Source organism: Xanthomonas vesicatoria ATCC 35937, from assembly GCF_001908725.1.
Taxonomy (GTDB): Bacteria; Pseudomonadota; Gammaproteobacteria; order Xanthomonadales; family Xanthomonadaceae; genus Xanthomonas; species Xanthomonas vesicatoria.
This window is the reverse complement of sequence record NZ_CP018725.1, coordinates 3,945,690-3,972,452: the sequence shown is the minus strand read 5'-3', so window position 1 is coordinate 3,972,452 and position 26,763 is coordinate 3,945,690. Positions and strand designations below refer to the sequence as shown.

At 65.9% G+C, this 26,763-nt stretch carries 21 protein-coding genes; 12 read left to right on the top strand and 9 right to left on the bottom strand.

Annotated elements, in window-relative coordinates:
* Window positions 1-38 precede the first annotated feature (38 nt).
* The 7 genes from BJD12_RS17165 (at window position 39) to BJD12_RS17135 (ending at window position 7,536) form a co-directional block, all read left to right on the top strand.
* Window positions 39-638 carry an ABC transporter ATP-binding protein gene (locus tag BJD12_RS17165; protein ID WP_042827770.1) on the top strand — a complete coding sequence of 200 codons (600 nt, stop codon included), beginning with the start codon at window positions 39-41 and terminating at the stop codon, window positions 636-638.
* Window positions 635-3,118: an ABC transporter permease gene (locus BJD12_RS17160; RefSeq protein ID WP_005990236.1), complete on the top strand. Its 2,484-nt coding sequence runs from the start codon at window positions 635-637 to the stop codon at window positions 3,116-3,118. Before BJD12_RS17165 ends, BJD12_RS17160 begins: the two co-directional genes overlap by 4 nt.
* 250 nt (window positions 3,119-3,368) lie before the next feature.
* Window positions 3,369-4,286 carry a TauD/TfdA dioxygenase family protein gene (locus BJD12_RS17155; protein ID WP_005990234.1) on the top strand — a complete coding sequence of 306 codons (918 nt, stop codon included), beginning with the start codon at window positions 3,369-3,371 and terminating at the stop codon, window positions 4,284-4,286.
* Window positions 4,287-4,325: 39 nt separating this feature from the next.
* The gene (locus tag BJD12_RS17150) at window positions 4,326-5,372 is read left to right on the top strand and encodes an ABC transporter substrate-binding protein (RefSeq protein ID WP_005990232.1); all 1,047 of its coding nucleotides are present in this window, start codon (window positions 4,326-4,328) and stop codon (window positions 5,370-5,372) included.
* A gap of 3 nt (window positions 5,373-5,375) precedes the next feature.
* Window positions 5,376-6,209, top strand: coding sequence for an ABC transporter ATP-binding protein (locus BJD12_RS17145; RefSeq protein WP_005990230.1), 834 nt, complete (start codon window positions 5,376-5,378; stop codon window positions 6,207-6,209).
* Entirely contained in the window at window positions 6,206-7,090 is an 885-nt protein-coding gene (locus BJD12_RS17140) for an ABC transporter permease (protein WP_005990228.1), read from the top strand. Before BJD12_RS17145 ends, BJD12_RS17140 begins: the two co-directional genes overlap by 4 nt.
* A gap of 92 nt (window positions 7,091-7,182) precedes the next feature.
* Complete coding sequence (locus tag BJD12_RS17135) at window positions 7,183-7,536, top strand: DMT family protein (RefSeq protein WP_039425729.1); 354 nt, start codon at window positions 7,183-7,185, stop codon at window positions 7,534-7,536.
* A gap of 91 nt (window positions 7,537-7,627) precedes the next feature.
* Here the strand turns inward: BJD12_RS17135 and BJD12_RS17130 are convergent, their stop codons facing one another.
* The 5 genes from BJD12_RS17130 to BJD12_RS17110 all read right to left on the bottom strand — a co-directional run bounded on the left by BJD12_RS17130 (window position 7,628) and on the right by BJD12_RS17110 (window position 13,084).
* A complete protein-coding gene (locus BJD12_RS17130; RefSeq protein WP_042827768.1) occupies window positions 7,628-8,557 on the bottom strand; it encodes a DUF6607 family protein in 930 nt (309 codons plus the stop codon).
* 29 nt (window positions 8,558-8,586) lie between these two features.
* Window positions 8,587-9,219 (bottom strand): hypothetical protein, encoded by a 633-nt coding sequence (locus tag BJD12_RS17125; protein WP_005990223.1) that lies wholly within the window; start codon window positions 9,217-9,219, stop codon window positions 8,587-8,589.
* A gap of 5 nt (window positions 9,220-9,224) precedes the next feature.
* Entirely contained in the window at window positions 9,225-11,456 is a 2,232-nt protein-coding gene (locus BJD12_RS17120) for a TonB-dependent hemoglobin/transferrin/lactoferrin family receptor (RefSeq protein WP_058564076.1), read from the bottom strand.
* 304 nt (window positions 11,457-11,760) lie between these two features.
* A complete protein-coding gene (gene hemP, locus BJD12_RS17115; RefSeq protein WP_005991480.1) occupies window positions 11,761-12,000 on the bottom strand; it encodes a hemin uptake protein HemP in 240 nt (79 codons plus the stop codon).
* 100 nt (window positions 12,001-12,100) lie between these two features.
* Window positions 12,101-13,084 carry a potassium channel beta subunit family protein gene (locus BJD12_RS17110; protein WP_005991481.1) on the bottom strand — a complete coding sequence of 328 codons (984 nt, stop codon included), beginning with the start codon at window positions 13,082-13,084 and terminating at the stop codon, window positions 12,101-12,103.
* A gap of 153 nt (window positions 13,085-13,237) precedes the next feature.
* Between BJD12_RS17110 and BJD12_RS17105 the strand changes: the two genes are divergently transcribed.
* From BJD12_RS17105 to dusB, 4 genes are all read left to right on the top strand, one after another.
* Entirely contained in the window at window positions 13,238-14,536 is a 1,299-nt protein-coding gene (locus tag BJD12_RS17105) for a NupC/NupG family nucleoside CNT transporter (RefSeq protein WP_005991484.1), read from the top strand.
* An 80-nt stretch (window positions 14,537-14,616) separates the two neighbouring features.
* The gene (locus tag BJD12_RS17100; protein WP_005991487.1) at window positions 14,617-15,570 is read left to right on the top strand and encodes a ribokinase; all 954 of its coding nucleotides are present in this window, start codon (window positions 14,617-14,619) and stop codon (window positions 15,568-15,570) included.
* Between the two features lie 98 nt (window positions 15,571-15,668).
* Window positions 15,669-16,271, top strand: a complete 603-nt coding sequence (locus BJD12_RS17095; RefSeq protein ID WP_005991490.1) for a DUF4893 domain-containing protein — start codon at window positions 15,669-15,671, stop codon at window positions 16,269-16,271.
* A 137-nt stretch (window positions 16,272-16,408) separates the two neighbouring features.
* Complete coding sequence (gene dusB, locus BJD12_RS17090) at window positions 16,409-17,407, top strand: tRNA dihydrouridine synthase DusB (RefSeq protein WP_042827906.1); 999 nt, start codon at window positions 16,409-16,411, stop codon at window positions 17,405-17,407.
* Between the two features lie 178 nt (window positions 17,408-17,585).
* Here the strand turns inward: dusB and BJD12_RS17085 are convergent, their stop codons facing one another.
* Window positions 17,586-18,686 carry a metal-dependent hydrolase gene (locus tag BJD12_RS17085; protein WP_005991494.1) on the bottom strand — a complete coding sequence of 367 codons (1,101 nt, stop codon included), beginning with the start codon at window positions 18,684-18,686 and terminating at the stop codon, window positions 17,586-17,588.
* Between the two features lie 366 nt (window positions 18,687-19,052).
* Here BJD12_RS17085 and metK point away from each other — a divergent pair, with 366 nt between their 5' ends.
* The gene (gene metK / locus BJD12_RS17080) at window positions 19,053-20,264 is read left to right on the top strand and encodes a methionine adenosyltransferase (RefSeq protein WP_005991496.1); all 1,212 of its coding nucleotides are present in this window, start codon (window positions 19,053-19,055) and stop codon (window positions 20,262-20,264) included.
* A gap of 362 nt (window positions 20,265-20,626) precedes the next feature.
* Here the strand turns inward: metK and BJD12_RS17075 are convergent, their stop codons facing one another.
* The 3 genes from BJD12_RS17075 to BJD12_RS17060 form a co-directional block, all read right to left on the bottom strand.
* Entirely contained in the window at window positions 20,627-22,156 is a 1,530-nt protein-coding gene (locus tag BJD12_RS17075; protein WP_074059433.1) for a histidine-type phosphatase, read from the bottom strand.
* Window positions 22,146-24,920 carry a TonB-dependent receptor gene (locus tag BJD12_RS17070; RefSeq protein WP_042827908.1) on the bottom strand — a complete coding sequence of 925 codons (2,775 nt, stop codon included), beginning with the start codon at window positions 24,918-24,920 and terminating at the stop codon, window positions 22,146-22,148. Before BJD12_RS17070 ends, BJD12_RS17075 begins: the two co-directional genes overlap by 11 nt.
* A gap of 560 nt (window positions 24,921-25,480) precedes the next feature.
* Window positions 25,481-26,686 (bottom strand): OmpA family protein, encoded by a 1,206-nt coding sequence (locus BJD12_RS17060; protein ID WP_050812862.1) that lies wholly within the window; start codon window positions 26,684-26,686, stop codon window positions 25,481-25,483.
* Window positions 26,687-26,763: the final 77 nt, after the last annotated feature.

The window sequence follows — 26,763 nt, the reverse complement described above, 5'->3', positions numbered from 1 at the left end:
GACCGGAGGGAACACTCCACATCCTCGACAACGTGAGCTTGACGGTCAGTGAAGGCGACAGTATCGCGATTGTTGGTGCGTCCGGTTCGGGCAAGACCACGCTGCTCGGCCTGCTCGCCGGGCTGGACCTGCCCAGCCGCGGCAGCATTGCGCTGTCCGGCCAGGATCTGGGCCAGCTCGACGAAGAAGCGCGTGCCGCCCTGCGCGCGCGTGAGGTGGGCTTCGTGTTCCAAAGCTTCCATCTGCTGCCGGCGCTGACCGCCGAAGAAAACATCGCGTTGCCGCTGGAACTGGCCGGGCGCGAGGATCCGGCGCGGGTGCGCGAGGTCTTGGAGGCGGTCGGTCTCAGCGCGCGCGCGCGCCACTACCCGCGCCAGCTGTCCGGCGGCGAGCAGCAACGTGTGGCGCTAGCTCGCGCGTTCGTGGCCAAACCGCGGATCCTGTTTGCCGATGAGCCCACCGGCAGCCTGGACCAGACCACTGGCGCGCAGATCAGCGACCTGCTGTTTGCGCTCAATGCCACCAGCGACACCACGCTGGTGCTGGTGACCCACGACATGACCCTGGCGCAGCGCTGCCATCACATCTACCGCATCGACAGCGGCCGCCTGCACGCCCAGCCCGGTTCGGCCGCATGAACGTGCTGCGCCAAGCCGCGCGCGCCGTGCGCCGCGAATTCCTGGCCGGCGACCTGCTGACCGTGTTCGCCGCGCTGGTGCTGGGCGTGGCGGTGATGACGGCCGTCGGCACGCTGGTCGATCGGGTGACCCTGGCGCTGACCTCCAGCGCGGCCGAGGTGCTCGGCGGTGACCTGGGCGTGACCGGACGCCAGGAGATTCCGGCCGACTTTGCCGACGAGGCGCAGCGACGCGGCCTGCAACATACGCGCATGGTCAGCTTCCCCAGCGTGTTGTTCCATGGCGAGTCCAGCCAGATGGCCAACATCCGCGGCGTCGGCGCCGGTTACCCGCTGCGGGGACAGTTGCTGGTGTCCAAGGACGGCAGCGGCGTCGAAGGCAAACCTGCCACGGCGCCGCCGCCGGGTCAGGCCTATGCCGACCCGCGTCTGCTCGAGGCGCTGGGCCTGCGGGTGGGCGAGCAGCTGGAATTCGGCGCCGGCCATCTGACCATCACCGGCGTGCTGCGTGCCGAGCCGGATGCATCCGGCGAACTGATGCAGCTGTCACCGCCGTTGTTGGTCAATCGCGCCGATATCGACGGCGCCGGACTGCTCGGCCCCGGCAGTCGCGCTTCGTACCGGCTGATGTTCGCCGGTGCGCCGGATGCGATCGCCGACCTGCGCGCCTGGCTCAAGCCGCGCGCCAGCGAATATCGCCTGGTCGGCATCGAAGACACCCAGCGCGGCATGCGCGCAGCGTTCGATCGCGCCGGCCGGTTCCTGGCCTTGTCGGCCTTGCTGGCAGTGCTGCTGTCCGGCGTGGCCACTGCGCTGGCGGCCAACCGGTTCGCGATGCGCCGCATCGACACCGTGGCAGTGCTGCGCTGCCTGGGCGCCAAGCAGCGCGACATCCTGGCGATGCTGTCGCTGCAATTGTTGTTGACCGCGATCCCGGCCTGCCTGGTCGGGATCGGGCTGGGCATGCTGGCGCAGGAAGGCCTGGTGCAGGCGCTGGGCAGCCTGATTCCGAACCGGCTGCCGTTGCCGCAGGCCACCCCGGCCCTGGCCGGTGCAGGCATCGGGCTGGTGCTGTTGCTGGGCTTCGGCCTGCCGCCGCTGCTGCGGCTGCGCAATGTGCCGCCGATGCGCGTGCTCAACCGCAGCTTTGCCGCAGTGCCGCCGAGCTCCCTGCTGGTGTACGCCGCCGCATTGGCGGCAACGCTGGCGCTGACCGTGTATGCCACAGGCAACCTGGTGCTGGCCGGCTGGGTGCTGGGCGGCCTGGCCGCGCTGGCGGTGGTGGCGATGTTGCTGGGACTGGGATTGCTGGCGTTGTTGCGGCCGATCCAGCACCGCCTGCGCGGCGCCTGGAAGCTGGGCCTGGCCTCGCTGACGCGCCGCCGCGGATTGAGCGTGGTGCAGTTGGTCGGCCTGTCGCTGTCGTTGTGCGCGCTGCTGCTGCTGGCGGTGGTCGGCCCGGGCCTGCTTGGCCAATGGCGCGACCGTTTGCCGGCGGACACGCCCAACTACTTCCTGATGAATATCCAGCCCGAGCAGACCGAGCCGGTATTGCAGACCTTGCGTGGCCTGGGTGTGGAGGACGCGGCGGTAGAGCCGTTTTCCACCGGTCGCCTGGTGGCGATCAACGACAAGCCGCCGGTCCGCGGCGACCGCGACCCGGCCGACGATGGCGACGGCGACAACCGCCCGGTCAATTTTTCCTGGCGCCATGCATTTCCGCCGGCAAATACGCTGTTGCAGGGCAAGTTCTGGACAGCCGACAGCACCGCAGCGGAAGCGTCGGTGGAAGAAGGCTGGGCACAGCGCTATCAGCTCAAGCTCGGCGACCGCATCACCTTGTTGCTGGGCGAGCAACAGCGCAGCTTCACCGTCACCAGCATCCGCAAGGCCGATTGGGATTCGTTCCGGGTCAACTTCTTCCTGCTGCTCAACGAAGGCGCGGTGGGCGATGCGCCGTACAACCTGATTTCCGCCTTCCATCTGCCGCCCGGTAGTGCGCCCAAGCTGGCCTCGCTGAGCCGCGACTACCCCAATATCTCGGTGCTGGACATCGATGCCATCCTGGGCCGCGTGCGCGAGGTGATCGACCAGGTGGCGCAGGCCGCGCAACTGGTGATGGGCTTCAGCCTGCTGGCCGGCGTACTGGTGCTGCTGGCCGCGTTGCAGGCCACCGCAGGCGAGCGCCGCTACGACAGCGCGGTGCTACGCACGTTGGGCGCACGGCGTGGGCAATTGCGTGGCGCGGTGCTGGTGGAATTCGGCGCATTGGGGCTGCTGGCCGCGGGCCTGGCGGTCACGGCTGCGGCCGTCATCGGCGCGGTGGTCGGGCAGCAGGCGTTCGACATCGCGCTGGCGCCGGATTGGCCGCGGCTGCTGCTGGGTGGTGCATTCGGGCTGGCATTGAGCTTGCTCGCAGGCTGGTCGGGCACGCGGCGCATCCTCTCCACGCCCCCGGCATTGGCGCTGCGCACCGAATAAGGCAGGCCATAGGCGCGGCCAAGTGTTGAAGATTGGCTGCGGAATGCGCCACCAGAGGCGCTCCATGACCCACCATCATGGAGCGCGGGGCCTGTGCCGCCGCGATAGACGTGGCCAGTGTCGCGACGCATATATCCGCAGCGCATAAGCACCTTGCAAATCGTACGTTCGCAGCGGCGGCATGACTGCCTAGAGTGACCAGTCCGGTCGCCGTTCGGGCGGCCTTTGCTGTCGTCGAGGTGCGACCGTCATGGCTAGCGTGAGTTCTGCAGCGCGCGTGCAATCGCTGCGCAACGATGCCACCGCTGCACAGGCGTCCGGCGTGCGGATCGTGCCGTTCGATGCGCCGCTGGGTGCGCAAGTCCTGGGGCTGGACCTGTCGCAGCCACTGGATGCCACCACCTTTGCGCGCATCCATCAGGCGCATCTGGACCATCACGTGCTGGTGTTCCGCGATCAGCGCATCACGCCTGCGCAGCAGGTGGATTTCAGCCGTCGTTTCGGGCCGTTGCAGATCCATGTGTTGCGCAACTTCCAGCTACCCGGGCATCCGGAAGTGCTGGTGGTGTCCAACATCAAGGAAAACGGCGAGCCGATCGGGCTAGGCGATGCCGGGCATTACTGGCATTCGGATCTGTCGTACAAGGAAACGCCAAGCCTGGGCTCGCTGCTGCACGCGCAGGAACTGCCCAGCGAAGGTGGCGACACCTTGTTCGCCAATCAGCATCTGGCCTGGCACACGCTGCCCGAGCCGCTCAAACGCCGCGTGCAGGATCTGCGTGCCGAACATAGTTACCTCGCCAAATACGAAGAGCTGCGCGCACGCAACCCGTGGCGCCCTGCACTGACGCCCGAACAGATTGCCGAAGTAAAACCGGTGCAGCACCCTATCGTGCGCACGCATCCGGAAACCGGTCAAAAGGCGCTGTTTGTCAGCGAGCACTTCACCACCCGCATCGTCGGCTTGCCCGAAGACGAAAGCGAAGCGTTGCTGCAGACACTGTTCGAACACAGTACCCACGATGCATTGGTGTACCGGCATCAATGGCAGCCGTACGACATGGTGTTCTGGGACAACCGCTCGGTCATGCATCTGGCCGCGGGCACGCCCGATCACCTGCGGCGCCGGCTCAACCGCACCACCATCGAAGGCGATGCGCCGTTCTGAGCGCACGCCTGTCCCCTCCCCCTTCGACTGGAGCGCCGAATGCGTTTGACCGTCACCTCTCACGCGCCTTGCAAACGCCGCACAGTCTCCAAGCGCGTCGCAGTGTTGTTGCTGGCCGCACTGCCGTTGCTGCTGAGTGCCACTGCGCAGGCAGAAGGAAAGCTGCGCATCGCCAAGCAGTTCGGCATCGTCTACCTGCTGCTGGACGTGGCACAGGATCAGAAGCTGATCGAGCAGCAAGGCAAGGCCGCTGGCGTGGACATCGACGTGCAGTTTCTGCAGTTGTCCGGCGGTGCGGCGGTCAACGATGCATTGCTCACCGGCTCGATCGATATCGCAGGCGCGGGCGTCGGGCCGTTATTCACGATTTGGGACCGTACCCATGGCCGGCAGAATGTGCGTGGCGTGGCCTCGCTGGGCAATTTCCCTTACTACCTGATCAGCAACAATCCGCGCATCAAGAGCATTGGCGACTTCACGCCGCAGGACCGCATAGCGGTGCCGGCCACCGGCGTGTCGGTGCAGTCGCGCTTTCTGCAGCATGCCTCGCAACAGCGCTGGGGCGACAAGGGCACCCATCAGCTGGACCCGCTGCAGGTAGCGTTGCCACACCCGGATGCCGCCGCGGCGCTCATCCGTGGCCGCACCGAAATCACCGCGCATTTTGCCAGCCCGCCGTTTCAGGAGCAGGAGCTTGCGCGCAACCCGGCCGCGCATATCGTCACCAGCTCCTACGACATCGAAGGCGGGCCATCGTCGGCCACGGTGTTGTACGCGACCGAGAAGTTCCGCCACGACAACCCCAAGACCTATCGCGCGTTTGTGGCCGCGTTGGACCAGGCGGCGACCTTCGTCACCGCGCACCCGGAGCAGGCGGCGGACATCTTCTTGCGTCGCAATGGTTCAAGCATCGATCGCGCGCTGGTCCTGCAGATCCTCAAGGACCCCAAGGTGCACTTCACCGTGGCGCCGCAGAACACGCTGAAGCTGGGCAAGTTCATGCAGCACAGCGGTGCGATCAAGCAGGCGCCCGCCAAGGTGGGCGATTATTTCTTCGACGATCCGCTGATTGCGGACGGGAGCTGAGCGATGCGTGTGCCGCTGCTGCAAGTCGATCATGTCAGCCTGGAATACGCGTCCGCGCAGCGCGTGGTGCGCGCGACGCATCGGGTGCGCTTCGACGTGCATGAAGCCGATCGCTTCGTCCTGCTGGGGCCGTCGGGATGCGGCAAGTCCACCTTGCTCAAGGCGGTGGCCGGCTTCGTCAACCCGCGCGAAGGACAGATCCGTCTTGACGGACACGCGGTGACCGGACCCGGGCCGGATCGGGTGGTGGTGTTCCAGGAGTTCGACCAACTGGCACCGTGGAAGAGCGTGCGCGAGAACGTGGTGTTCGGCCTGCGCACAGCGCGCCAGCTGAGCCGCGCCGAAGCACGCGAGCGTGCCGACGACAGCCTGGCGCAGGTCGGATTGAGCGCGTTTTCCGAGGCTTACCCGCACACGTTGTCCGGCGGCATGAAGCAGCGCGTTGCCATCGCACGCGCGCTGGCAATGCGTCCGCGGGTGCTGTTGATGGACGAGCCGTTCGCCGCGCTGGACGCGCTGACGCGCTCGCGCATGCAGGCGCAGGTGCTGGAGCTGTGGGAGCAATTGCGCTTCACCCTGTTGTTCGTCACCCATTCCATCGAAGAAGCGCTGGTGGTCGGCAACCGCGTATTGCTGCTGTCGCCCCATCCCGGCCAGGTGCGCGCCGAACTCAACGCGCACGCGTTCGGTCCGCACAGTGCCGGCAGCGTGGCGTTTCAGCAAACCGCGCAGCGCATTCACCGCTTGCTGTTCGACCTGCCCGACGCCGCGCTCGACAACGAGAAGGTAGCGCCGTTACGTCGCCCGGCCATCCGTCAACGCGAGGCGCTGCCATGAGCCGCAGCACTGCCGCCCGGCTGCCCCCGCTCCCGCCGGTACGCGCCGAGTACGAACTGGCCGTGCAGCCGCTGGACCCCGCACTGGTCGCCACTGCGGCGCCCGCGCGTTGGCGGGCGCCGCCATGGGTGCGCAAAGCGCTGGTGCTGGTGGTGCTGATGGCAGCCTGGGAAATCGCCGCACGCGTGGTTGGCGACGACCTGATGCTGCCCAGCGCATGGCAGACCGCACGCGCGTTCTACGACGGGCTGTTGTCGGGCGAATTGCTGCGCCGGGTTGGCGCCTCATTGCGGGTGCTGGCGCAGGGGTATGCGCTTGGCGTGTTGCTTGCCTTCGTACTGACCGCCCTGGCCGCCTCCACGCGCTGGGGCCGCGATGTGCTGGGCACGCTGACGGCGATGTTCAACCCGCTGCCGGCCATCGCGCTGCTGCCACTGGCCCTGCTGTGGTTCGGGCTGGGTACCGGCAGCCTGGTATTCGTCCTGGTGCACTCGGTGCTGTGGCCGCTGGCGCTGACCACCTACGCCGGCTTCCAGGCGGTGCCGGACACCCTGCGCATGGCCGGGCGCAATTACGGATTGCGTGGGCCGCGCTACGTGGCGCAGTTGCTGATTCCCGCCGCGCTGCCGGCAATCCTGTCCGGGCTGAAAATCGGCTGGGCCTTCGCCTGGCGTACCCTGATCGCTGCCGAGCTGGTGTTCGGCGCTACCTCCGGCCAGGGCGGCCTGGGCTGGTACATCTTCCAGAACCGCAATGAGCTCTACACCGACAAGGTGTTCGCCGGCCTGGCCATGGTGATCGTGCTGGGACTGCTGGTGGAAGGCGTGGTGTTCCAGGCCATCGAACGGCTCACCGTGCGGCGTTGGGGCATGCAGCGCTAGAGCAAGCCCGCCAGAGCGAGCCCGTCGGCACGGTCGCGTGCGCTTAACGGCGCTGGCTTATGCTGCCGGCCCCTTTCCTGCCTTCCGCCGTCATGCCCACCACCGCCTTCACTGCGTACCTGTACCCGATCCTGCTGCTGCTCGCCAGCAACGTGTTCATGACGTTCGCCTGGTACGGGCATCTGAAGTACAAAAGCACGCCGCTGATGATCGCGATTCTGGTCAGCTGGGGTATCGCGTTTTTCGAATACTGCCTGCAGGTCCCGGGCAACCGACTGGGCAGCGCGGTGTATTCGGCGCCGCAGCTCAAGGGCATGCAGGAAGTGATCACGTTGCTGGTGTTCGCCGGCTTCTCGACCTTCTACCTGGGCCAGTCGCTGAAGTGGAATCACTGGGCGGCGTTCGGCTTGATTCTGGTGGCCGCGTTTTTGATGTTCAAGGAATAAGGCCTCCTGGCCTGTAGGAGCGCGCCTGGGCACGACGGGCGTCACCAGGACGCAAGGTCGCGCCCGGGCGTGCTCCTGCGACAGCCGATGGTTAGTTCGCTGGTTCCACCCACTGCGCGAACACCGCGTCGATCTGCGCGTCCTTGACCGGTTTGCCCTTCTGCACGGTCTCGGCCTGTTCAAACATCGGCATGATCATTGCCATGCCGTCCGGCTTTGTCTTCAGGTGCAGGCCGGGCGACGTGTCGAGAAGCCTGGCCCAACGCGTGCGCACCTTGGCCCAGTAGCCTTGCGTGCCCTTCCAATAAGCGTAGGCCGGTGCAAAGTCGACATCGGTGGTCTTGCGGTAATCGTTGAAGCCGAACTCGCGCACGATGGCTTCCTGGCCGCCATCGGGCTTGCGCAGCACCTTGGTGTTGAACTGTTCGTGGGTCCAGCCGTTGGGCGTGAGCGTATGCCGGTTGATCACCGACAGCGCGTTGTAGTCGCTGCGCTTGGTGTATTCGCGGCGCGGCAACGGGCGCCAGCTCGGGTCGCTGGTCCAGGTCGGGTGACCATCGGCGTAGTCCCAGCGCCCGGTGCCGCAGTAGCGCGGCGCATCGCTCACCTCGAAGACGCATTGGGTCCAGGCGCCAGCCGTCACCGCCGCCGGTACTGCGCGCACCTGCCAGGTCTGATCGGAGCTGAATTCGAAACGCTGCGGCGCCTGGTAAACCCAATCCTGCCGCCAGTGTTTGGTCACGTGCTTGGTCTTTTCATCCACCAGCAGGTGTTGCAACACGATCTTGCGTGGCGTGTCTTCCACCACGATCACCACCTCGTTGGCGCCGCTGCGCATCGCCGACGCGCGCTCGTAGCCGGGCTTGAGCAACACGGTTTCGTCGAAGGCGAAATCCACCGCGTATTCGCCTTGCATCGCCAGGATGCTCTGGCGATCGCGCTCTGGGTCTGCAGCCGCAGCAGCGACTACCGGTAACAGGCTCAGCATCATTGCAGGAAAACGCGGGGACAATCGGTTCATCGGAACTCTCGGTCGTGGTCGTGGGAACGTCAGCGGCGCAGGCGCAGCAGCGACGTGGTCATGTCAGCGGGATCGGTACCGTGCGAGCTGGCCTGCACAGCGCGCGAGGCGGCAGCGCGTGCGCAGCAGCAATCGTCCACTGCCACACGCCCGTCGATACCCTCTTCGTGGGCCAGGCGCGCGGCAACCTCCGCGCCGAGCGCGGACACGGTGGCAAGGCTGGCCACCAGCGCCGGCTGGCGGCTGGCGGTGGACTGCAAACGCAGTGCGCTCAACCGCCAGCTCTCACCGCGCATGCGTCCGGCCAGCCGACGCCACAAGCGCTCGCCCACGCCCAGGCCGTGCGCTTCCGTCGGCAGTGGCGGCAAGCGCGAGACCAGGCGATCCCAATTCAAGAAATCGCTGTCCGGCAACAGGTACAGCCGCCAACAGCATTGGCCGTCGGCACCGAAGAACCAGATGCTTTCGCGCACGCCATCGCTGTCCACCTGGCGTGAGGCGGCCGCGTCGACCGCGCGCTGCCAGCCATCGAGTTCATTGCCCAGCGCGGGACGATACAAACACAGCACCGTGCCCAGTGCCGACAACTGCGGTGCGCGCGGCAATGCGGCGCGGCTGGCACGTGCACCCGAGGACAACGGCAGTGTGTGGGCGATGGGCATGGCGGCTACCAGCTCACTGCCAGGCTGACCGACGCCGTGCGTCCGGCGCCGGTGAACCGGTCCAGCACCGTGCTGCTGGCCAGCGTGCCGTTGGGCAGCGCGTTCCAGTCCACGTAGCGGCGATCTGCCAGATTGAAGATGCCTGCGGTGACCTTGGCGCCGGGTGCGAATTCCCAGTGCCCCATCAGATCCAGCGTGGCGTAGCCGGCCGGGGTGTAGTAGCTGCCCAGCTGCGGGCGGCGCTTGCGTGCGACGAAGGTACCGATCAATTCGGCGCCCCAGCCATCGCGATCGAAGGCGACGCCCAGCGTGCCGCGCAGCGGGTCGACCGAATTCAGCGGCGTGTCGTCGGTGAGGTTGTCGCCTTGCGAATAGGCCACCGCGCTGTTCAACGACCAGCCCTGCCAACCGGCCAGCGCGCCCAGATCCAGCCCGCCACGCGCTTCGGCACCCTTGATCACCACATCGTCGACATTGCGCGACTGGAACAGCATCAGGCCTTCCGCGTTGACGCCAGCCGGCGCATACGATTCGATGAAGTTTCGGTAGTCGGTGTAGTACACGCTCACCCCCAGATAGCCGACGGCATCGTTGAAGCGCAGCCCCAGCTCGCCGCCGCGACTGGTCTCCGATTTCAATTCCGGGTTGGCGATGGCGGTGTAGCGCGCCTGCAGATTGGTGAAGCCGATATTGACGTCGTTGTACGGCGGCGCGCGAAAGCCGTGCGCATAGTTCGCATACATCGACCAGGCCTGCGAGAACCGCCACACCGCACCGAATTTCGGCGACACCTGCGTCTGGTCGATGGTGGCCACCGCCACGCCCGGATTGTCTTCGCGGAAGATGTCGTCCAGCTGCGGCGCCAGACGGAAGTAATCCACGCGCACGCCTGGCGTCAACGACAACCTGCCATCCAGCAGATCGATTTCGTCCTGCGCGTACAGGCCCAGCTTGGTGGTTTCGCTGTTCGGGAAATCGCGCACCGGGAACACGTCCTGACCCACCCGGTTGCTGACCGCACCATTGACCAGATTCACCGAATATCCATCGCGCTTGGTGCGCGTATCGGTCCAGGTGCCGTCCAGGCCGTAGGTGATGTCGTGCGTGAGCGCCGCAGTCTCGATGCGCTTGTGCGCATTGATCAGCAACCCGTACACGCGCTGGTCGAAAGTGTGTTCGTTGTGGCGGCGTGTGTTGTTGCCACGCAACTCGTCGGTGCGTTGCAGGCTTTCGCTGTCCTGGCGATAGAGCTGCCATTGCAGATCGTCGGCCAGCGCCGCGTCCAGCGCGTCCAGTTCATGCCGCAGCGACACCCGCGCACGGGTCTGATGATCACGACCGTCCTGCGACAGGATGCGCAGCGACGGCGTGGTCACCCGCGGGTCGATGCCGCTCAACGCTTCGATGCTGCCGTAGTCCTCATTACCCTCGACGGTGAGCTTGAACCGTTGCTGCGCGTTCGGTGCGTAGACCAGCTTGGCCAGCACGCTCCGCCCGTCGATGGTCTGCGGATTGGCTGCGGTGCGGGTGAAGTCGCGGCTGCGGTTGTCGCCCTGGTTCTGCGCTTCCTGGCCCTGGCGATGCGCCACGGCCACCATGCCGCTCCAGCGCTCGCCGCCGAATGCGGCAGTGGCACCGGCAAACACGCCGTTCCAGTCGCCTTCGTAACCGAACTTCAGCCCGACATAGCTGCGCTTGTCGGCGCTCAGGTAATCCGACGGGTCCTTGGTGACGAAAGCCACCACGCCACCCAGCGCATCGGAGCCATACAGCGAGCTGGCCGGTCCACGGACGACCTCCACCCGTTTGAGCGTTTCAAGATCGACAAAATTGCGATTGGCATTAAGGTAACTGCCGAACGCGAAGGTGTCCGACACCGGCACGTTGTCCACCAGGATCGCGACGCGGTTGCCATCCAGCCCGCGGATGCGGATGCCGCTGGCGCCGGCAAAGCGGCCGCTGTTGCTGGTCACCGACACGCCGGGCGTATAGCGGAACAGGTCCTTGAGTTCGCGGACCAATTGGTTGTCCAGTTGTTCGCGGTCGATCACATCCACCGTGCCCGGCACGTCGATCAGCGCGCGTTGGGTACGCGTGGCAGTGACCTGCAAGCGGTCGAAGTCGTGCACCTCACGCGCAGCGTCGCCGCCGGCGTCTGATTCTGCAGCGTGGGCACACAGCGGAACACCAGGCAGCGCAAGCGACAGCGCGACCACCAGCGGATGCAGGCGAATCATCTAGGAACCTTTGCGGGAGAACCCCCGGCAGAGCGCTGCGGCGTGCCGCATGCGGCAACCGGGGGTGGAGAGGTAAGCGGTGGGCAGCGGCGGCGTGCCCATGTCGATGGTGCGGCAAACTGCAGGTCGGGCAGGCGCCGGACTGCGAAGCGCAGTCCGGCGAAACGTCACTTGCGCGCACGACGCCACAGAAAGTCCGCGACAGACGACGGGGGCGCGCCCTTGAAACGATGACGCGACACCGGTGCATGACGGCTGCGGCCGTGCGACCGCGATCAGGTCGCCAGCATCGGCCCGGCAGGAATTACTTGGTCAGAATGAGCTTGTCGTTGCTGGTATGGCGCAGGCGATAGACACGGTCGCCGTGCTGGATCAGCACTTCGCGACGGCCCTTGAGCAGCGCCTCGCTGCTGATGAGGTCTTCGGCAGGAACAACACGCGGCACGGCGCGGTCGCGCAGGTTGACCGGTTCGGAGCGGAGCAGCACGGGATGAGCGGTCATGATCTGGTTCTCCAGTCGGTTGGCCAGACAAATAATAACCATTCTCATTTAATGATCAAGAGCCATTCTCATTTAGGTCGCTAAATCTTTGCATCGCCTCGCAATTGTCGATTGACGCAACCAATCGCTAGTGCTGCGAGACTCAGCGCGTCGCCGCGTCCACCCGCTCCCAGCCCGCCGCGTCCACCTGCGTCGCTGTCTGTAGCGCTCCCAGGTTTTCCTCCAGCTGGGACACGCGACTTGCACCCAGGATCACCGTGGACACATGCGGGTTGCGCAGGCACCAGGCGATGGCCAGCCGTGCCGGGGACTGCCCGAGTTCGGCAGCCACCGCGCAAAATGCGCGCGCCCGCTCAAGACGGCGCGACTCGGGCGTGCCCAGCACTTCCTCCTGCAACCAGGCATTCTCCGGCTGGCCCAGGCGGCTGTCCGCCTCTACACCGCCGTTGTATTTGCCGGTCAGCAGGCCCGATGCCAGTGGCGACCAGATCGTGGTGCCCAGCCCGGCCTCGCACAGCGGCGCGTACTCGCGCTCCAGACGCTGCCGGTGCAGAAGGTTGTACTGCGGCTGCTCCATCGCCGGCGCATGCAGGTGCTCCTGCTCGGCGATGGCGATGGCCGCGTGCAGCTGCTCGGCGCTCCACTCGGAGGTGCCCCAGTACAACACCTTGCCCTGGCGGATCAGCGCATCCATCGCGCGCACGGTTTCCTGGATCGGCGTGTCCGGATCAGGGCGATGGCAGAGGTACAGATCCAGATAGTCCACCCGCAGGCGCTTGAGCGCCGCATGGCAGGCGTCGGTCACGTGCTTGCGCGAGAGTCCGCGCTGGGTCGGGCGCGGGCTGTCCACCGCCCCGAAGAACACCTTGCTCGACACGCAGTAGCCATCACGCGGCAGGCGTAGATCGGCGATCACATCGCCCATCACTTCCTCGGCGCGGCCGCGTGCATAGACCTCGGCGTTGTCGAAGAAGTTGATGCCGTTGTCCCAGGCCGCGGCAATCAGATTGCGTGCCTCGCCGCGCCCGATCTGCTTGCCGAAGGTCACCCAGGCCCCAAACGACAAGGCCGACAATTGCAGCCCGGTGGAACCCAGACGACGGTAAAGCATGGCGATCTCCTGCAACCTCCAGGGCACCTGCCCCGGACCGGCTTGCGCAGTTTACCGGGCCGGGGGCCTGCGCACGCCTGTGACGGCCTTCTGAATGCCGCTTGCCTTGCCGGCCGACACCCCCTGCTCTAGGCTTCTCGTTTTGCCGTTGGCAGCCCGGGGATTGGAATGGTCGAAGGTTTGGGAAGGATCGGTTTCGGCCTGTTCGGTCTGGCGGTGCTCATCGGCATCACCTGGCTGTTTTCGACCAACCGCCGCGCGATCGACTGGAAGCTGGTCGGTACTGGCCTGTTGCTGCAGATCTCGTTCGCCTCGCTGGTGTTGTTGGTGCCGGGCGGGCGCGACGTGTTCGACTCGTTGGGCAAGGGCTTTGTGAAGGTACTGAGCTTCGTCAATGAAGGCTCTACCTTCATTTTCGGCAGCCTGATGAACATCGAAAGCTACGGCTTTATCTTTGCGTTTCAGGTGCTGCCCACCATCATCTTTTTCTCTGCGCTGATGGGCGTGCTGTATCACCTGGGCGTGATGCAGGTGGTGGTGCGTGCGATGGCCTGGGCGATCACCAAGGTGATGCGCGTGTCCGGCGCGGAAACCACCAGCGTGTGCGCCAGCGTCTTCATCGGCCAGACCGAGGCGCCGCTGACGGTGCGCCCGTACATCCCCAAGATGACCCAGTCCGAATTGCTGACGATGATGATCGGCGGCATGGCGCATATCGCCGGCGGCGTGCTGGCCGCGTATGTGGGCATGCTCGGCGGCAGCGACCCCGCGCAGCAGGCGTTCTACGCCAAGCATCTGCTGGCCGCCAGCATCATGGCCGCGCCGGCCACGTTGGTGGTGGCCAAGCTGCTGGTGCCGGAAACCGGCACGCCGCTGACCCGCGGCACGGTCAAGATGGAAGTGGAAAAGACCACCAGCAACATCATCGACGCGGCCGCGGCCGGCGCCGGCGATGGCCTGCGCCTGGCGTTGAACATCGGTGCGATGCTGCTGGCCTTCATTGCACTGATCGCCTTGATCAATGCGCCGCTGACGTGGCTGGGCGAAGTGACCGGCGCGGCGGCGGCGCTGGGCCGGCCGACCAACTTGTCGACCATCTTCGGCTACGTGCTAGCCCCGGTGGCCTGGGTGATCGGCACGCCGTGGGCGGACGCGACCACGGTCGGCTCGCTGATCGGCCAGAAAGTGGTGATCAACGAATTCGTCGCCTACACCGAGTTATCGCAGATCGTGAAGGGCCAGGTCGCCGGCGTGAGCCTGAGCGAAGAAGGACGCCTGATCGCCACGTACGCCCTGTGCGGCTTTGCCAACTTCAGCTCGATCGCCATCCAGATCGGCGGCATCGGTGGGCTGGCACCGGAACGTCGTCACGATCTGGCCAAATTCGGCCTGCGTGCGGTGCTCGGCGGTTCGATCGCCACCTTCATGACCGCTACCATTGCTGGCGTGCTCTCGCACTTCGGTTGAGGCGGCGCGGGTTCATCGGTGTCGCGGTCTAATCGCCGCACGCCACGTTTCATTCAAGTCATTCAAGCAAGCAGGTATTTATGAGTTCGGTCGTCGTTGTCGGGTCTTTCAATGTCGATCACGTGTGGCGCTGCGATGTGCTGCCCGCGCCGGGTGCCACCATCGCCGGCCGCTACAGCACCGGCCCGGGTGGCAAGGGATTCAATCAGGCGGTCGCGGCCGCGCGTGCCGGTGCCAAGACGCATTTCCTGTGCGCGCTGGGCGACGATGCCGGCGGCGCGCTGGCGCGCTCGCTGGCCGCGCACGACGGCTTTACGCTGATCGCCGAACCGAGCAATGAGCCGACCGGCACCGGCGGCATCTATGTCGACGGCCATGGCCGCAACACCATCGTGATCGGCGCCGGCGCCAACTCGGTGCTGAGCACCGGGTTCGTCGACAACCAGCGCGCGCTGGTGGCTTCGGCCCGCGTGCTGCTGGCGCAGTTGGAATCGCCTGCGGAAACCATCGAATCGGCACTGGCCCTGGCACACGAATGCGGCGTACTGACCGTTCTCAACGCCGCGCCGGCCAATGCCCCGACCTCGATCGGCCTGCTAAAACTCTCGGATGTGTTGACTCCGAACGAAACCGAGTTCGCTGCCCTACTCGGCCGCCACGTCGGCGAGCGCATCAACGCCGACGATGTGGCGGCGCTGGACGGCAACACGCTGCATTCGCTGTGCCGCAAATTGCTGCCGGGTGGCACCGTGGTGGTGACGCTGGGCGCGGTGGGCGCCTTTATTTCGCATGCCGAAGAGCAATTGCGCGGCGATAGCGCGGCGCATTACCGCGTGGGTGCGGAGAGCGCGCAGACGGTGGACACCACCGGCGCCGGCGACGCCTTCAACGGCGCGCTGGTGGCCTCGCTGGCGCAGTCGCCCGGTGCCAGCTTCATCACCCATGTGCGCTTTGCCACCCGCTACGCCGCCCGTTCCACCGAGGTGGAAGGCGCTGCGGCGTCGATGCCACGGTTGTTGCCGGACGCCGGCTGACGGCCTGCGCCGATGGCGGTATCGGCTTGCTTCACTCTCTCTGATCAACCTGAGAACCCGTCGCCGCGACGGGCCTGCATCACGACAAGGAGCGCTCGATGCGTCGTTTTTTCCTGATCCCGTTCATTGCGCTGTGCGCGGCGCTTGTCCCGCTATCCGCCGCTGCGCAGCGCTGCGACTGGAACGGCACGGCCAGCGATGTCGACCGCGCTGCGGTGACGGTGTCCGCAGACAGCCTGCAACAGGCGATCGCGCCCCACTACGACGATGCCGATCAGGAAGACGGCGCCGCGTTGGCGCGCACGCTACTGCAGCGTGCGCAGTCGCCGCAGATGCCCGGCAAGCTGGACGGGCGCTGGAAGGTGCGCTCGATCCAGGTCGACCAGGGGTTTGCCTATGCCTACCCCTACTTCAAGGCCGAGATCAGCCGCGATGCCTGCGGCTATCGCTTCAGCAAGATCAGCGGCTCGCAGCGCCGCAGTGGCACGCTGTATCCACTGGCCAAGGACAGCCGCGAGTTCGCGTTCCTTGGTGCCAGCACGGTGAACGACGAACCGGAAGGCCGCTACGCACCCGGCAACATCTCCGACGGCACCAACGGCAACAGCGTCGGCCGGCTGGTCGCACTGGGGCCGGACGAACTGCTGCTGATCCTGGACGGCGGCGCCAAGGGCTTCGAGCTGTACCAGCTGATCCGCTGACCTGGCATCTTCCGCCGGGTCGCGTTCCCGCAATCCGGCTGGATGCTGGCCTCCGGCTCAGGTGCGCGCTTGTGGCCGCGCGCCCCTCCGGCGGCGACCGAGTTGGCAGCAGCGGCGCCCGCAGCGACAATGCCTGCATGCAGATCGGCCCCTACACCATCGCCCCCAAGGTGATCCTCGCCCCGATGGCGGGCGTCACCGACAAGCCGTTCCGGTTGCTCTGCAAGCGGTTGGGCGCCGGGCTGGCGGTGTCGGAGATGACCATCTCCGATCCGCGCTTCTGGGGCACGCGTAAGTCGCTGCACCGCATGGACCACGCCGGTGAACCGGACCCGATCAGCGTGCAGATCGCCGGTACCGAGCCGCAACAGCTAGCCGAAGCGGCGCGCTACAACGTCGACCACGGCGCGCAATTGATCGACATCAACATGGGCTGCCCGGCCAAGAAGGTCTGCAATGCCTGGGCCGGCTCGGCGTTGATGCGCGACGAGGCGCTGGTGGCGCGAATTTTGCGCGCGGTGGTGCAGGCCGTGGATGTGCCGGTGACGCTGAAGATTCGCACCGGCTGGGACTGCGATCATCGCAACGGCCCGACCATTGCACGCATCGCGCAGGATTGCGGTATCGCTGCGCTTGCGGTGCATGGGCGCACCCGCGACCAGCATTACACCGGCACTGCCGAGTACGCCACCATCGGCGAGATCAAGGCGGCGCTGCAGATCCCGGTGATCGCCAATGGCGATATCGATTCGCCGCAGAAGGCCGCGCAGGTGCTGCGCGACACCGGCGTGGATGCGGTGATGATCGGCCGCGCCGCGCAAGGGCGGCCGTGGATCTTTGGCGAGGTGGCACATTACCTGGCCACTGGCGCGCTATTGCCGGCGCCGACGCTGGCCTTCGTGCGCGACACCCTGCTTGACCATCTGCAGGCGCTGCATGCGTTCTATGGCCAACCGCAGGGCGTGCGCATCGCCCGCAAGCACCTGGGCTGGTATGCGAAGGATCACCCCCAAAGCGCCGACTTCCGCGCCGTGGTCAACCGCGCCGAAACGCCCGAAGCGCAGCTGGCGTTGACCAGCGATTATTTCGACGCCTTGATTGCCGGCGTCGCACTTCCGCTGCCGAACGCCGCCTGAGGATCCGGGCTGCGCGCACGCACTGCGTGCGCCGCGTACTGTCATCCGGTGCGCCATGGCGTGGGGTGACTCAAAAAACCTGGCGCGCAGTCGCCAAGATAGGCAGGAACGGCGCGCTTGGACTTGCAGTGGACGAGTGTTATCGCCGGCGGCCGCAAGCGCGTCTTGTGGGCGGCTCTTATTGTGTCGACGCTGCCGGCGTAGAAACCGGCGTACTGACCTTTTCCGGATCGCCGGTCAACGCCGTACCGGTGGGTGCATGCCAGATGCGGCGCCACATCTGCGCGAGCACCGCGCCGATCTGATCGCGTGCCACCGGCGCGCGATAGGCCGCCTGCACCTGGCGCGGCACGATCGGCTGCCACTTGCCGTCTTCGCGGTGCGCCACAACGAAGTTGAAGTTGTAGTCCGGCTCCAGGCCCATGCGCAGATCGCTGAGCATCAGGTCGTCATCGACCAGGCGGGCACGCATGAAGCCGCGGTTGAACCAGCTCAGGCGGCGTACCGAATCGAACGCGGCCACCTCGCCCAGCGCCTGGGTATTGCTGGAAAACCCGCGAAACTGCATCGGCCCGGTGTCGGCCACCAACGAACGCTCGCCGATCACATAGCCGTTGGGCGTCATCGCCACCACCCGCCATAGCAAGGTGTTGAGCGGCATCGGCACCGAAAAACGCGGCGCATCCACCAGCCCCATCGCCGCCAGCGCGCGGTCGGCTTCCTGATCGACCAGACGCTTGGCGATCAACGACCAGCCCAGATACGCCGAACTCGCCACCAACCCGATCACCAGCACGTGCTGTGCAAGTGGACGCGCGCGTGCAAACCAGGCCACCGCGCAGGCCAGCAACAGCCACAGCGTGTAGGCCGGGTCGATGATGAACACGCTCGACCACATGGTGGGATGCGGCTGCAGCGGCCACCACAACTGGGTGCCGTAGACAGTGAAGGCGTCCAGCAACGGGTGGGTGATCAGCGCCAGCTGGATCGCCCAGAACCAGCGCTTGGGCGCGCTGGCTACCCGCCCGTTGCCGTAGCGCCGGAACAGCCACCAGATCAGCCAGCCAAGCAACGGCAGCACGAATAGCGAATGGCTGACGCTGCGGTGGACGGTCATCAGGGTGACCGGATCGTCGGTCAGCGGCAGCAATGCCAGCGAATCGAGGTCGGGCAAGGTGCCCAGTGCCGCGCCAGCCAACAAGGCAGCGCGCCGCTGTCCGGGCGGCGCGATGGCGGCGGCAATCGCGCCACCAAGAACGATCTGGGTCAGGGAATCCATCGCCCGATGCTAGCAGGCCCGACATGCACGGGCGGGTATCGCGCCACGCACTTTCAGTCGGCACACAGCTGCGTCTGGGCCGGTCTGCATCGAAGCTGCGTGGCGGGGGGCCAGCAATGCGTCGCAGCACCGACGCAGTGCGCCACCGCATTGGAAAGGCGAGCGCGAGCGCGGCCTGGAATCGACATGCCTCACGCACGGATTGCGGCCTCTGCGCGGTACCGGCACCTCACGGCCTGCTGCTCGAGCGTTTTGTCGGCCGCACTTAACCCCACGGCATCGCGTTCAGGCGCACAATGCAACGGACACACGGGGCGTGTATCATCCGCACCCATCTTTTCATCCGAATTAAGGGATATAAGCCTGATGTCCAGCTACCTGTTCACCTCCGAATCGGTCTCCGAAGGCCATCCGGACAAGATCGCCGACCAGATCTCCGACGCCGTGCTGGACGCCATCCTGGCCCAGGACAAGCGTGCCCGCGTGGCGTGCGAGACCATGGTCAAGACCGGTGTGGCGATCGTCGCCGGCGAAGTGACCACCAGCGCCTGGATCGACCTGGAAGCCCTGACCCGCAAGGTGATCCTGGACATCGGCTACAACAGTTCCGACGTCGGCTTCGACGGCGAGACCTGTGGCGTGCTCAACCTGATCGGCAAGCAGTCGCCGGACATCAACCAGGGCGTGGACCGCAAGAAGCCCGAAGAACAGGGCGCCGGCGACCAGGGCCTGATGTTCGGCTATGCCACCAACGAGACCGACAGCTTCATGCCGGCGGCCATCCATCTGTCGCACCGCCTGGTCGAGCAGCAGGCCAAGATCCGCAAGAAGAAGAACTCGGCGCTTGCCTGGCTGCGTCCTGACGCCAAGTCGCAGGTCACCCTGCGCTATGAAGACGGCGTGGCGACCGCGATCGATGCGGTGGTGCTGTCGACCCAGCACGACCCGGGCATCAAGCAGAAAGACCTGATCGAAGCGGTGCGCGAGGAAATCCTCAAGCCGGTGTTGCCGGCCAAGTGGCTGCACAAGGGCACCAAGTTCCACATCAACCCGACCGGCAAGTTCGTGATCGGCGGCCCGGTGGGCGATTGCGGCCTGACTGGCCGCAAGATCATCGTCGACACCTACGGCGGCTGGGCCCGTCACGGTGGCGGTGCGTTCTCGGGCAAGGATCCGTCCAAGGTCGACCGTTCGGCCGCCTATGCCGCGCGCTATGTGGCCAAGAATGTCGTCGCCGCCGGTCTGGCCGACCGTTGCGAAGTGCAGGTCTCCTACGCCATCGGCGTGGCCGAGCCGACCTCGATTTCGGTCACCACCTTCGGCACCGGCAAGATCGCCGACGAGCAGATCGAAAAGCTGATCCGCAAGCATTTCGACCTGCGTCCGTTCGGCATCATCCAGATGCTCGACCTGATCCACCCGATGTACCAGCAGACCGCGTCTTACGGCCACTTCGGCCGCAAGCCGAAGGACTTCACCTACACCGACGGTGCCGGCGTGCAGCATTCCGCCACCTCGTTCTCGTGGGAAAAGACCGACCGCGCCGACGCCCTGCGCGCCGATGCCAAGCTGAAGTAAACCGCGCGCTCTTCGGAGTGCGTGTGTGTCGCAATGGGCCGCTGACGCGGCCCATTGCGTTTTTAAGGCCTGCCGCCCGCACACGCCCCTGCGAGGCACATCTCTACGATAGGTGAAGGGTCAAAGCCCCTCTCCTTCCGGGAGAGAGGTTGGGGTGAGGGCGAAGTCGCGCTACGCGGCACGTCCATTAGGCGGCGCGCGTCCCCTCATCCGCCCCAACGGGACACCTTCTCCCGACGGGGGAAGGGTCAACGCCCCTCTCCCTGCGAGAAAGGATTGGGGTGCGGGGCCAAGCCGCACTGCGCGGCATCGGTTGCCTCAGACAGGCAGACGCGCTTCAAGCAGACGTCACAAGAACGCGCCTACGGATCCAGCTTCAGCTGCTGCTCAAGCGCCTGTGCAAATGCCGGCAATGGGCACGCCATGCGCTGTTCGGGCGCACAGACATCCAGGGCCAGTTCCTGTTGTAGCGGCGGGTGCGCCAAGTCGAGCGGTGCAAGAGTGCGCAGTTGATCCAGCGATTGCGCCAGATAGCGGGCACGCACCACATGCGTTCCGTCGGGTTGACGCCACAGGCCGAGCAGCAACGCACCGCCCAGCGGTGGGTCGTCGGCGCCGTAGCCAGGCAGATGGAAGTGCACGCCGAGCAGACTGCTCAACGCGGCGATATGCGTGTCGCTGCCGACAAACAGAGACACCCTGGGTGCGCGCGCATTGCCGAACCGTTGCAGCACCTCGCGTGCCAGCGGTGCGCCCGAGCGCTGCGCCATGTAGTGCGGGCGCGCGTAGATATCGAACAGCAGCGCATGCAGGCGCGAGACCTGCGCCAGGCGTTCGGGGGTGGCGCGGCCCCAGCCGACCTGCGACAGCGGCAGGCCGTCGGCGTATTGCAGTAACAGCACTTCGCCGGTGCCGGAGGTCAGATCGATCGGGCCGCCCAAGGCCAGTCCACGCCCATTGGCCGATGGCGCCAACGTGGAGGGCATGCGCGCAAAGTCGCAGGGCGTGCGCGTGCAGCCCAGGATCTGCTGCATCGCCTGCAATTCGGCCGCATGGCCGTGCAGCACTGCGGCAGGGCCACCGGTCTGCCGCTGGATAGACGCCACCGCGGCTGCCGCATCGAACGCGACTGCCCCGGCCTCGATCGGCCGGAACAACGGATCGTTGCTCCCGGCCTCGCGGTGCCCGGCGACGATGCCGCATCCGGGCGCCAGTGCGCCGGCCAGCAGGGCACCGCTGTCGATGGTGCGCTGATCGGTATTGGCCCAGACCGACACGCTCCCTGGCGCCGGGCATCCTGTGCGCGGCAGCAGCGCCTGCTGCGTCAACCATTGACGCAGATACTCGCCGCTCAGTCGCACTGCGGTGCGCCCGCGCGGGGTCAGCAGGCTGGCCGGGGTGGACCAGTGTGGCCAGGGTTGATCAGCGTACTGCGCGGCGGCCGCTTCGCCCTGCAGTGGCGCACGCACGCCGTGACGGAACACCACCACCATGCGTTCCAGCTGCTCGGTTTGCCGGTCTGCGGCGACAGCCTTGCCGTGGACACCAGTCTGCGATCGATCGCTCACTCCAGCTGGCGACCCGCTACGCGACGGCGATGCACAGCCACCCAGCCCCCCGAAAAGCGCCATCAGCAGGCACACACCGGTGATCGCAGGCGCGATAGCGCGACGCTGCCCCGGCGTGGCGCGCAGTGCGGGCGAAGCGATCCCCATCGCATCTCCTGTGGCCTTTCCACATGGCGCCCCCTGCGGCGGCTGCCCGTCGCCAGCCAATGTCACGCAGCGCGATGCCCTCCGCCCTGTGCTGCCGCCCCACTCCGCAGAGCGGTATTGGTATTGCTGCACACCCGCTGACACGCACCACCCTGCACGACCAGAATCAGAACACATACTTGGCGGTCACCAGGCTGGTCATGCCGGAATCGACGATATCGGAAATCGCCGTGGTGTCGTGCCCCACATGCGCCCAATAGCTGTGCTGCTTGGTGAGGTTGGCGACCGACAGATCCACGCGCAGGTGGTCGCTCGGCGCGTAGCCCAGATGCAGGTCGACGCGGGTGATCGGCTTGATCCACAGATTGTCCCAGCGCGCGCCCTGGTTGAGATAGTCGTACACCGACACGTATTCGCCGGAGTAGTGGTAACTCAGATTGACCGACCACGGCCCCTTTTCGTAGAACACTTCCGCATTCGCCAGCAGATTTGGGGCGTTCTGGATGCGTTCGTGCGCAAAGCCTGCTTCGCCCAGATCCACACGCGTGGTCTGGCGGGTGACATTGGCGCCGATGCCGATGCCATCCAGCGGTGCAGGCAAGCCCTGGAAGGTCTGCCGCACGGCGGCTTCCACGCCCAGCACGCGGCCGTCGCCCCCATTTTGCGGGCGCACGAAGCGGGTGCTGGCACTGCCGCTTTCGCCCGCGTTGGCCGCGTCGGAACCACTTTCGTAGATGTAGTCGGTCAGGCGTTTGTAGTAGCCCGCCAGCATCGCGTGGCCGCCCGCCGCGTTCTGCCATTCGCCGGACAGATCCACGTTGAGCGACTTGATCGGTTTCAGGTCCGGGTTGCCTTCGGTGATGATGGTCTGGCCATCGCTGGAAATATCCGTGGAGCGACCACCGCCCAGTTGCACGAATGCCGGCCGCGTATAACTCGTCCACACCGAGCCGCGATACACCGCGCTGTCGCCCGCAGGCCGGTAATTCACGAACACGCTCGGCAAGACCACGTTGTAACGCGTGCGGTTGTTGGCGAACGCACCGACCTGCTCGGCCCCGTTGACAGCCGCCGGCTGCGCCCAGAACGTATTGGTGATGGCGGTATGTTCGAAGCGCACGCCCGGCAGGATTTCCCAATCGCCGCTACGCAGTGTCGCCATCGCGTAGGCCGCGCTGACTGCCTCGGTGGCGCGCATGGTATTGCAGTTGAGGTTATTGATGGCCAACTGTCCGCAGCTGTCGAAGCTGGCCGGCGTCAGCGTGCGTGCGATCAGGTCGTTGAGTGCGGCATTGCTGAGCCGCACCGTGGGCAGCGCGTATTGCCCCGGATACACCGAATCGTAACGCTGTGCGATCAGCCCGGTATCGCGCAACAAGGTGCCGTCGGTGTACTTGGCATTGGTCCAGTCGCGATCGGTGAAGCTGCGCGAGCTGTCGACATACTTCACGCCGAAGGCAATGCGACTGAGCAGGCCGTCATCGAAATCGTAGCCCACGTCGAACTTGCCACCCCCCTTGTCCTGACCGCTGTATTGCTTGGAAAGTTGCCCGGTGCGTCGCGCGAACAGGCCGCCTACATCCGATGCCTGCGCCTGCATCGCCGGGGTCAATAGCGGGATCGGGAAGCCGTCGCCGTCGTAACTGATGAAGCGGTTGGCGCCGTAGGCGAAGTTGGTCGAGGTGTATTGATCGTTGCGCGCGGAAATTTCCACGTGATCTGGGCGATCGTTGTTACCCGTGCCATAAAAGATGTTCGGCGCGAACGTCCAATGCCCCAGCTGTTTCTCAGCACCTAGCTGGATGGTGGCAAGGTCGGCTTCTTCCGGATTTGTTTCGTACCAGTAGCGCACTGCGACGCGATTGATCTGCGGTTGATAGACGCCACTGCTGCCGATCTGGGTGAAGCTGACATTGGCCGGTACGAACTGCGTGTAGCCGGTGTTCTGCTCGGTCTTGGCGAAAGCGTAGGTCATGCGCGCATACAGATGCAGGCTGGGGTCCACACGCCAATCGAAGGCGGCATTGCCGCCGTAGCGGCGCGTATTGCCTTGCGAATAGCCGATGTTGACGCCTGTGCTCTGCAGCACCTGTTGCGGGTCGCTGCCTGCCGCCAGATTGCCGCTGGCATCGGCACGCGCAAATTCCCACGAACCATCGTTGCGCGCGGCCGACGCGCCGGCTACCTCGCTGTTCACGAAATGGCGTTCGTCGTAGTACGCGCTGACCGCCACACCAAACTGCCCGGCATCGCCAAAGCGTGCATGCCAATCGCCGGCGGCGCCGCTTCCCAGTCCGGAATCGCCGTAATCGCGTGCGCGGCTTTCCATGCGGCCGCTCAAGGTCACGCTGCCGCCTCGGCGATCAGGCGAGTCGAAGGCGCTGGGCGTGCGGTAGTCGATGGTGCCGCCGATCGCATCGCCATCCATGTCCGCGGTGGAGGTCTTGTTCAACACGATGGTCTGCAGGCCGGAGGGCGGCAATAGGCTCAATTGCACGCCGCGGCTATATGGCATGCCCTGCGCGACGTTGATGCCGTTGATCAGGTTGACGTTGTATTCGGCATTGAGGCCGCGCACCGACGAAAACATACCCTCGCCACGTGCTGCGCCATCGATGCCGCCGAAATACGACTGCCCGGTATTGATCACGTTGACGCCCGGCATCAGGCCCAGTGCTTCGGCCACGTTGTGCACGGCGGTCGTCTTGAGATCGTCGGCCGACAACACGTTGACGGTGTTGGTCGCGGCCATCTGCATGTCGGTTGCGTTGTAACGGGTGGCGGCAACGGTGACCTTGTCCAAGGTGGCCATCTCGCCCTGCGCAGGCGTTGCGGAGGACGGCGCTGACTGTGCGGCTGCATGGCCGCAAAACATGGACAACGACACGCACAAGGCCTGCGACAGACGCGAAGGACGCAACAACGCACAACGAGCGATCATGATCAAATCCAATGGTGCAGCAGCGCGCCATGGACTCATGCCACGGCGGAGCAGCCGCGATGTGGGGAGAGCGATGTGGCCTGCGGCAGCGGACCTGCATCACACCTGCTAGCAGGCGTCGCGCATGGTGGTGACGGCATATTGCAGTGCGATGACGGACACTGCAGGCATGACAAATGCGTGCAGCACGCGCGCAAATCGGCATAGTCGCTGGCGTATGGAAGCCCGCATCGCTGCCGACATGCGCACACAGCCGCTGGCGCAGGTGCACATGTGCCTTCGCGGGACGCGACGTGAGTACGCATGACGCGAGGGCGCCGTGGTGTCTGCAGTGTTGTTTGCAATACCCCGCCTTCCCGCTTTGGAGAAGGCGCCCACCTTGCGTCGACGCTGCAAGCAAGAGCGATGACGCGACCTGCCGCATGACGGCTGTACGACCATTGCGAAACGCGCACCTAGTGCGCGCCTGCGCCTGAGGCCAAGATCACCCTTGGCGAAATCGACGCCTACGCAACACGCAGGTGTACCGGTTCACACTCACTCAGTCTTGCAAACCTCGCTCACGTGCGCAGGAAGATCTCGACGCGGCGATTGAGCTGACGACCGCCCGGATTGTCCTGGCCGTTGACCGTATTGGGCGCCACCGGTTGCGACTCGCCATAGCCCTTTGCACCGGCGCCCTGTGCGGCGCCGCGCGTGCGTAACGCGGCCAGCACCGCATGGGCACGGCGCTCGGACAGCGCCTGGTTGTAGGCGTCGTCGCCTTTGGCATCGGTATGCCCGCGCACTTCCATCTGTTGGGTTGTCACCTTGCCGAGCGCGGCCGCCAGCGTGTCGAGTACGCGCACGGCATCCGGGCGGATGTCGGACTTGTCGAAGTCGAACAGGATGCGGTCGTTCAAGGTAATCAGATAGCCGCATGGCGTACCGGGCGGTGCGAACTTCTGCAACGGCGGGAAGCGGCCGGCCGGCGGCACCTTCGGCAGCGGCGGCATCCGCACCTCGCGCGGCGGGGTGCCCACCGTTCCGGTTCCGTCGCCGCGGTTCTGCACCAGGCCGTCCGGCCCGTTCCAGGTGCCCGAGCCATCGGCATTAATGGTGACCAACCCACGCGGGCCGTTCCAGGTACCACTGCCATCGCCGTAGTTGTCGATCAGGCCGCTCTTGTCGCTGTTCCAGGTGCCAGCGCCCTTGCCGTTCAAGCTGATCAACCCGGCCGGGCCGTTGTAGGTGCCGCCGCCGTTGGACTGCACGTCGATGAGAGCGTCGCCGCCGCCCTGACCGGACGCGTTGATGGTGCCGCTTCCATCGGCATTGACGTTGACCAGGCCGCCCTCGAAGTTGGCGGTGCCGCTGCCGTCGGCTTTGAGGTTGAACAGGCCACTATCGCCGTTGCGCAGCAGGTTGCCGTTGGCGTCGACGCTGGTGATGCCGGCATCGTTGATCAACGTACCGCCATCGCCGCAGCGCGCGGGTGCAACACTGACGCCCTCGATCGGGTCGAGAGTGTCCTGCAGCGCGTCTTCCAGCGCGCGCTGCGCCGGGGTCACGCCGACGATCTCGGGGACGACGATGGTCGGGATAGCCGGAAATTCCGGCACGCTTTCATCCACTGCTGCGGGCGCATCCGGCGCACTCTTGGCCTGTGCCACCTGAGGTGCCGCAATCCCCGGATCGGCAGCAGTGGCCGCATCCTTCGAACCCTCGCCACGGCCGCAACTCACTAACAACAGCGAGGCCCACAGCACCGTTGACTGCTTGCGCATCGCGCCTTCCTTGTTCGAGCCTGTACGAGACGTGCCTGATAGCACGAGCACGGTCAACAAGGTGCTAAGGCCGGTGC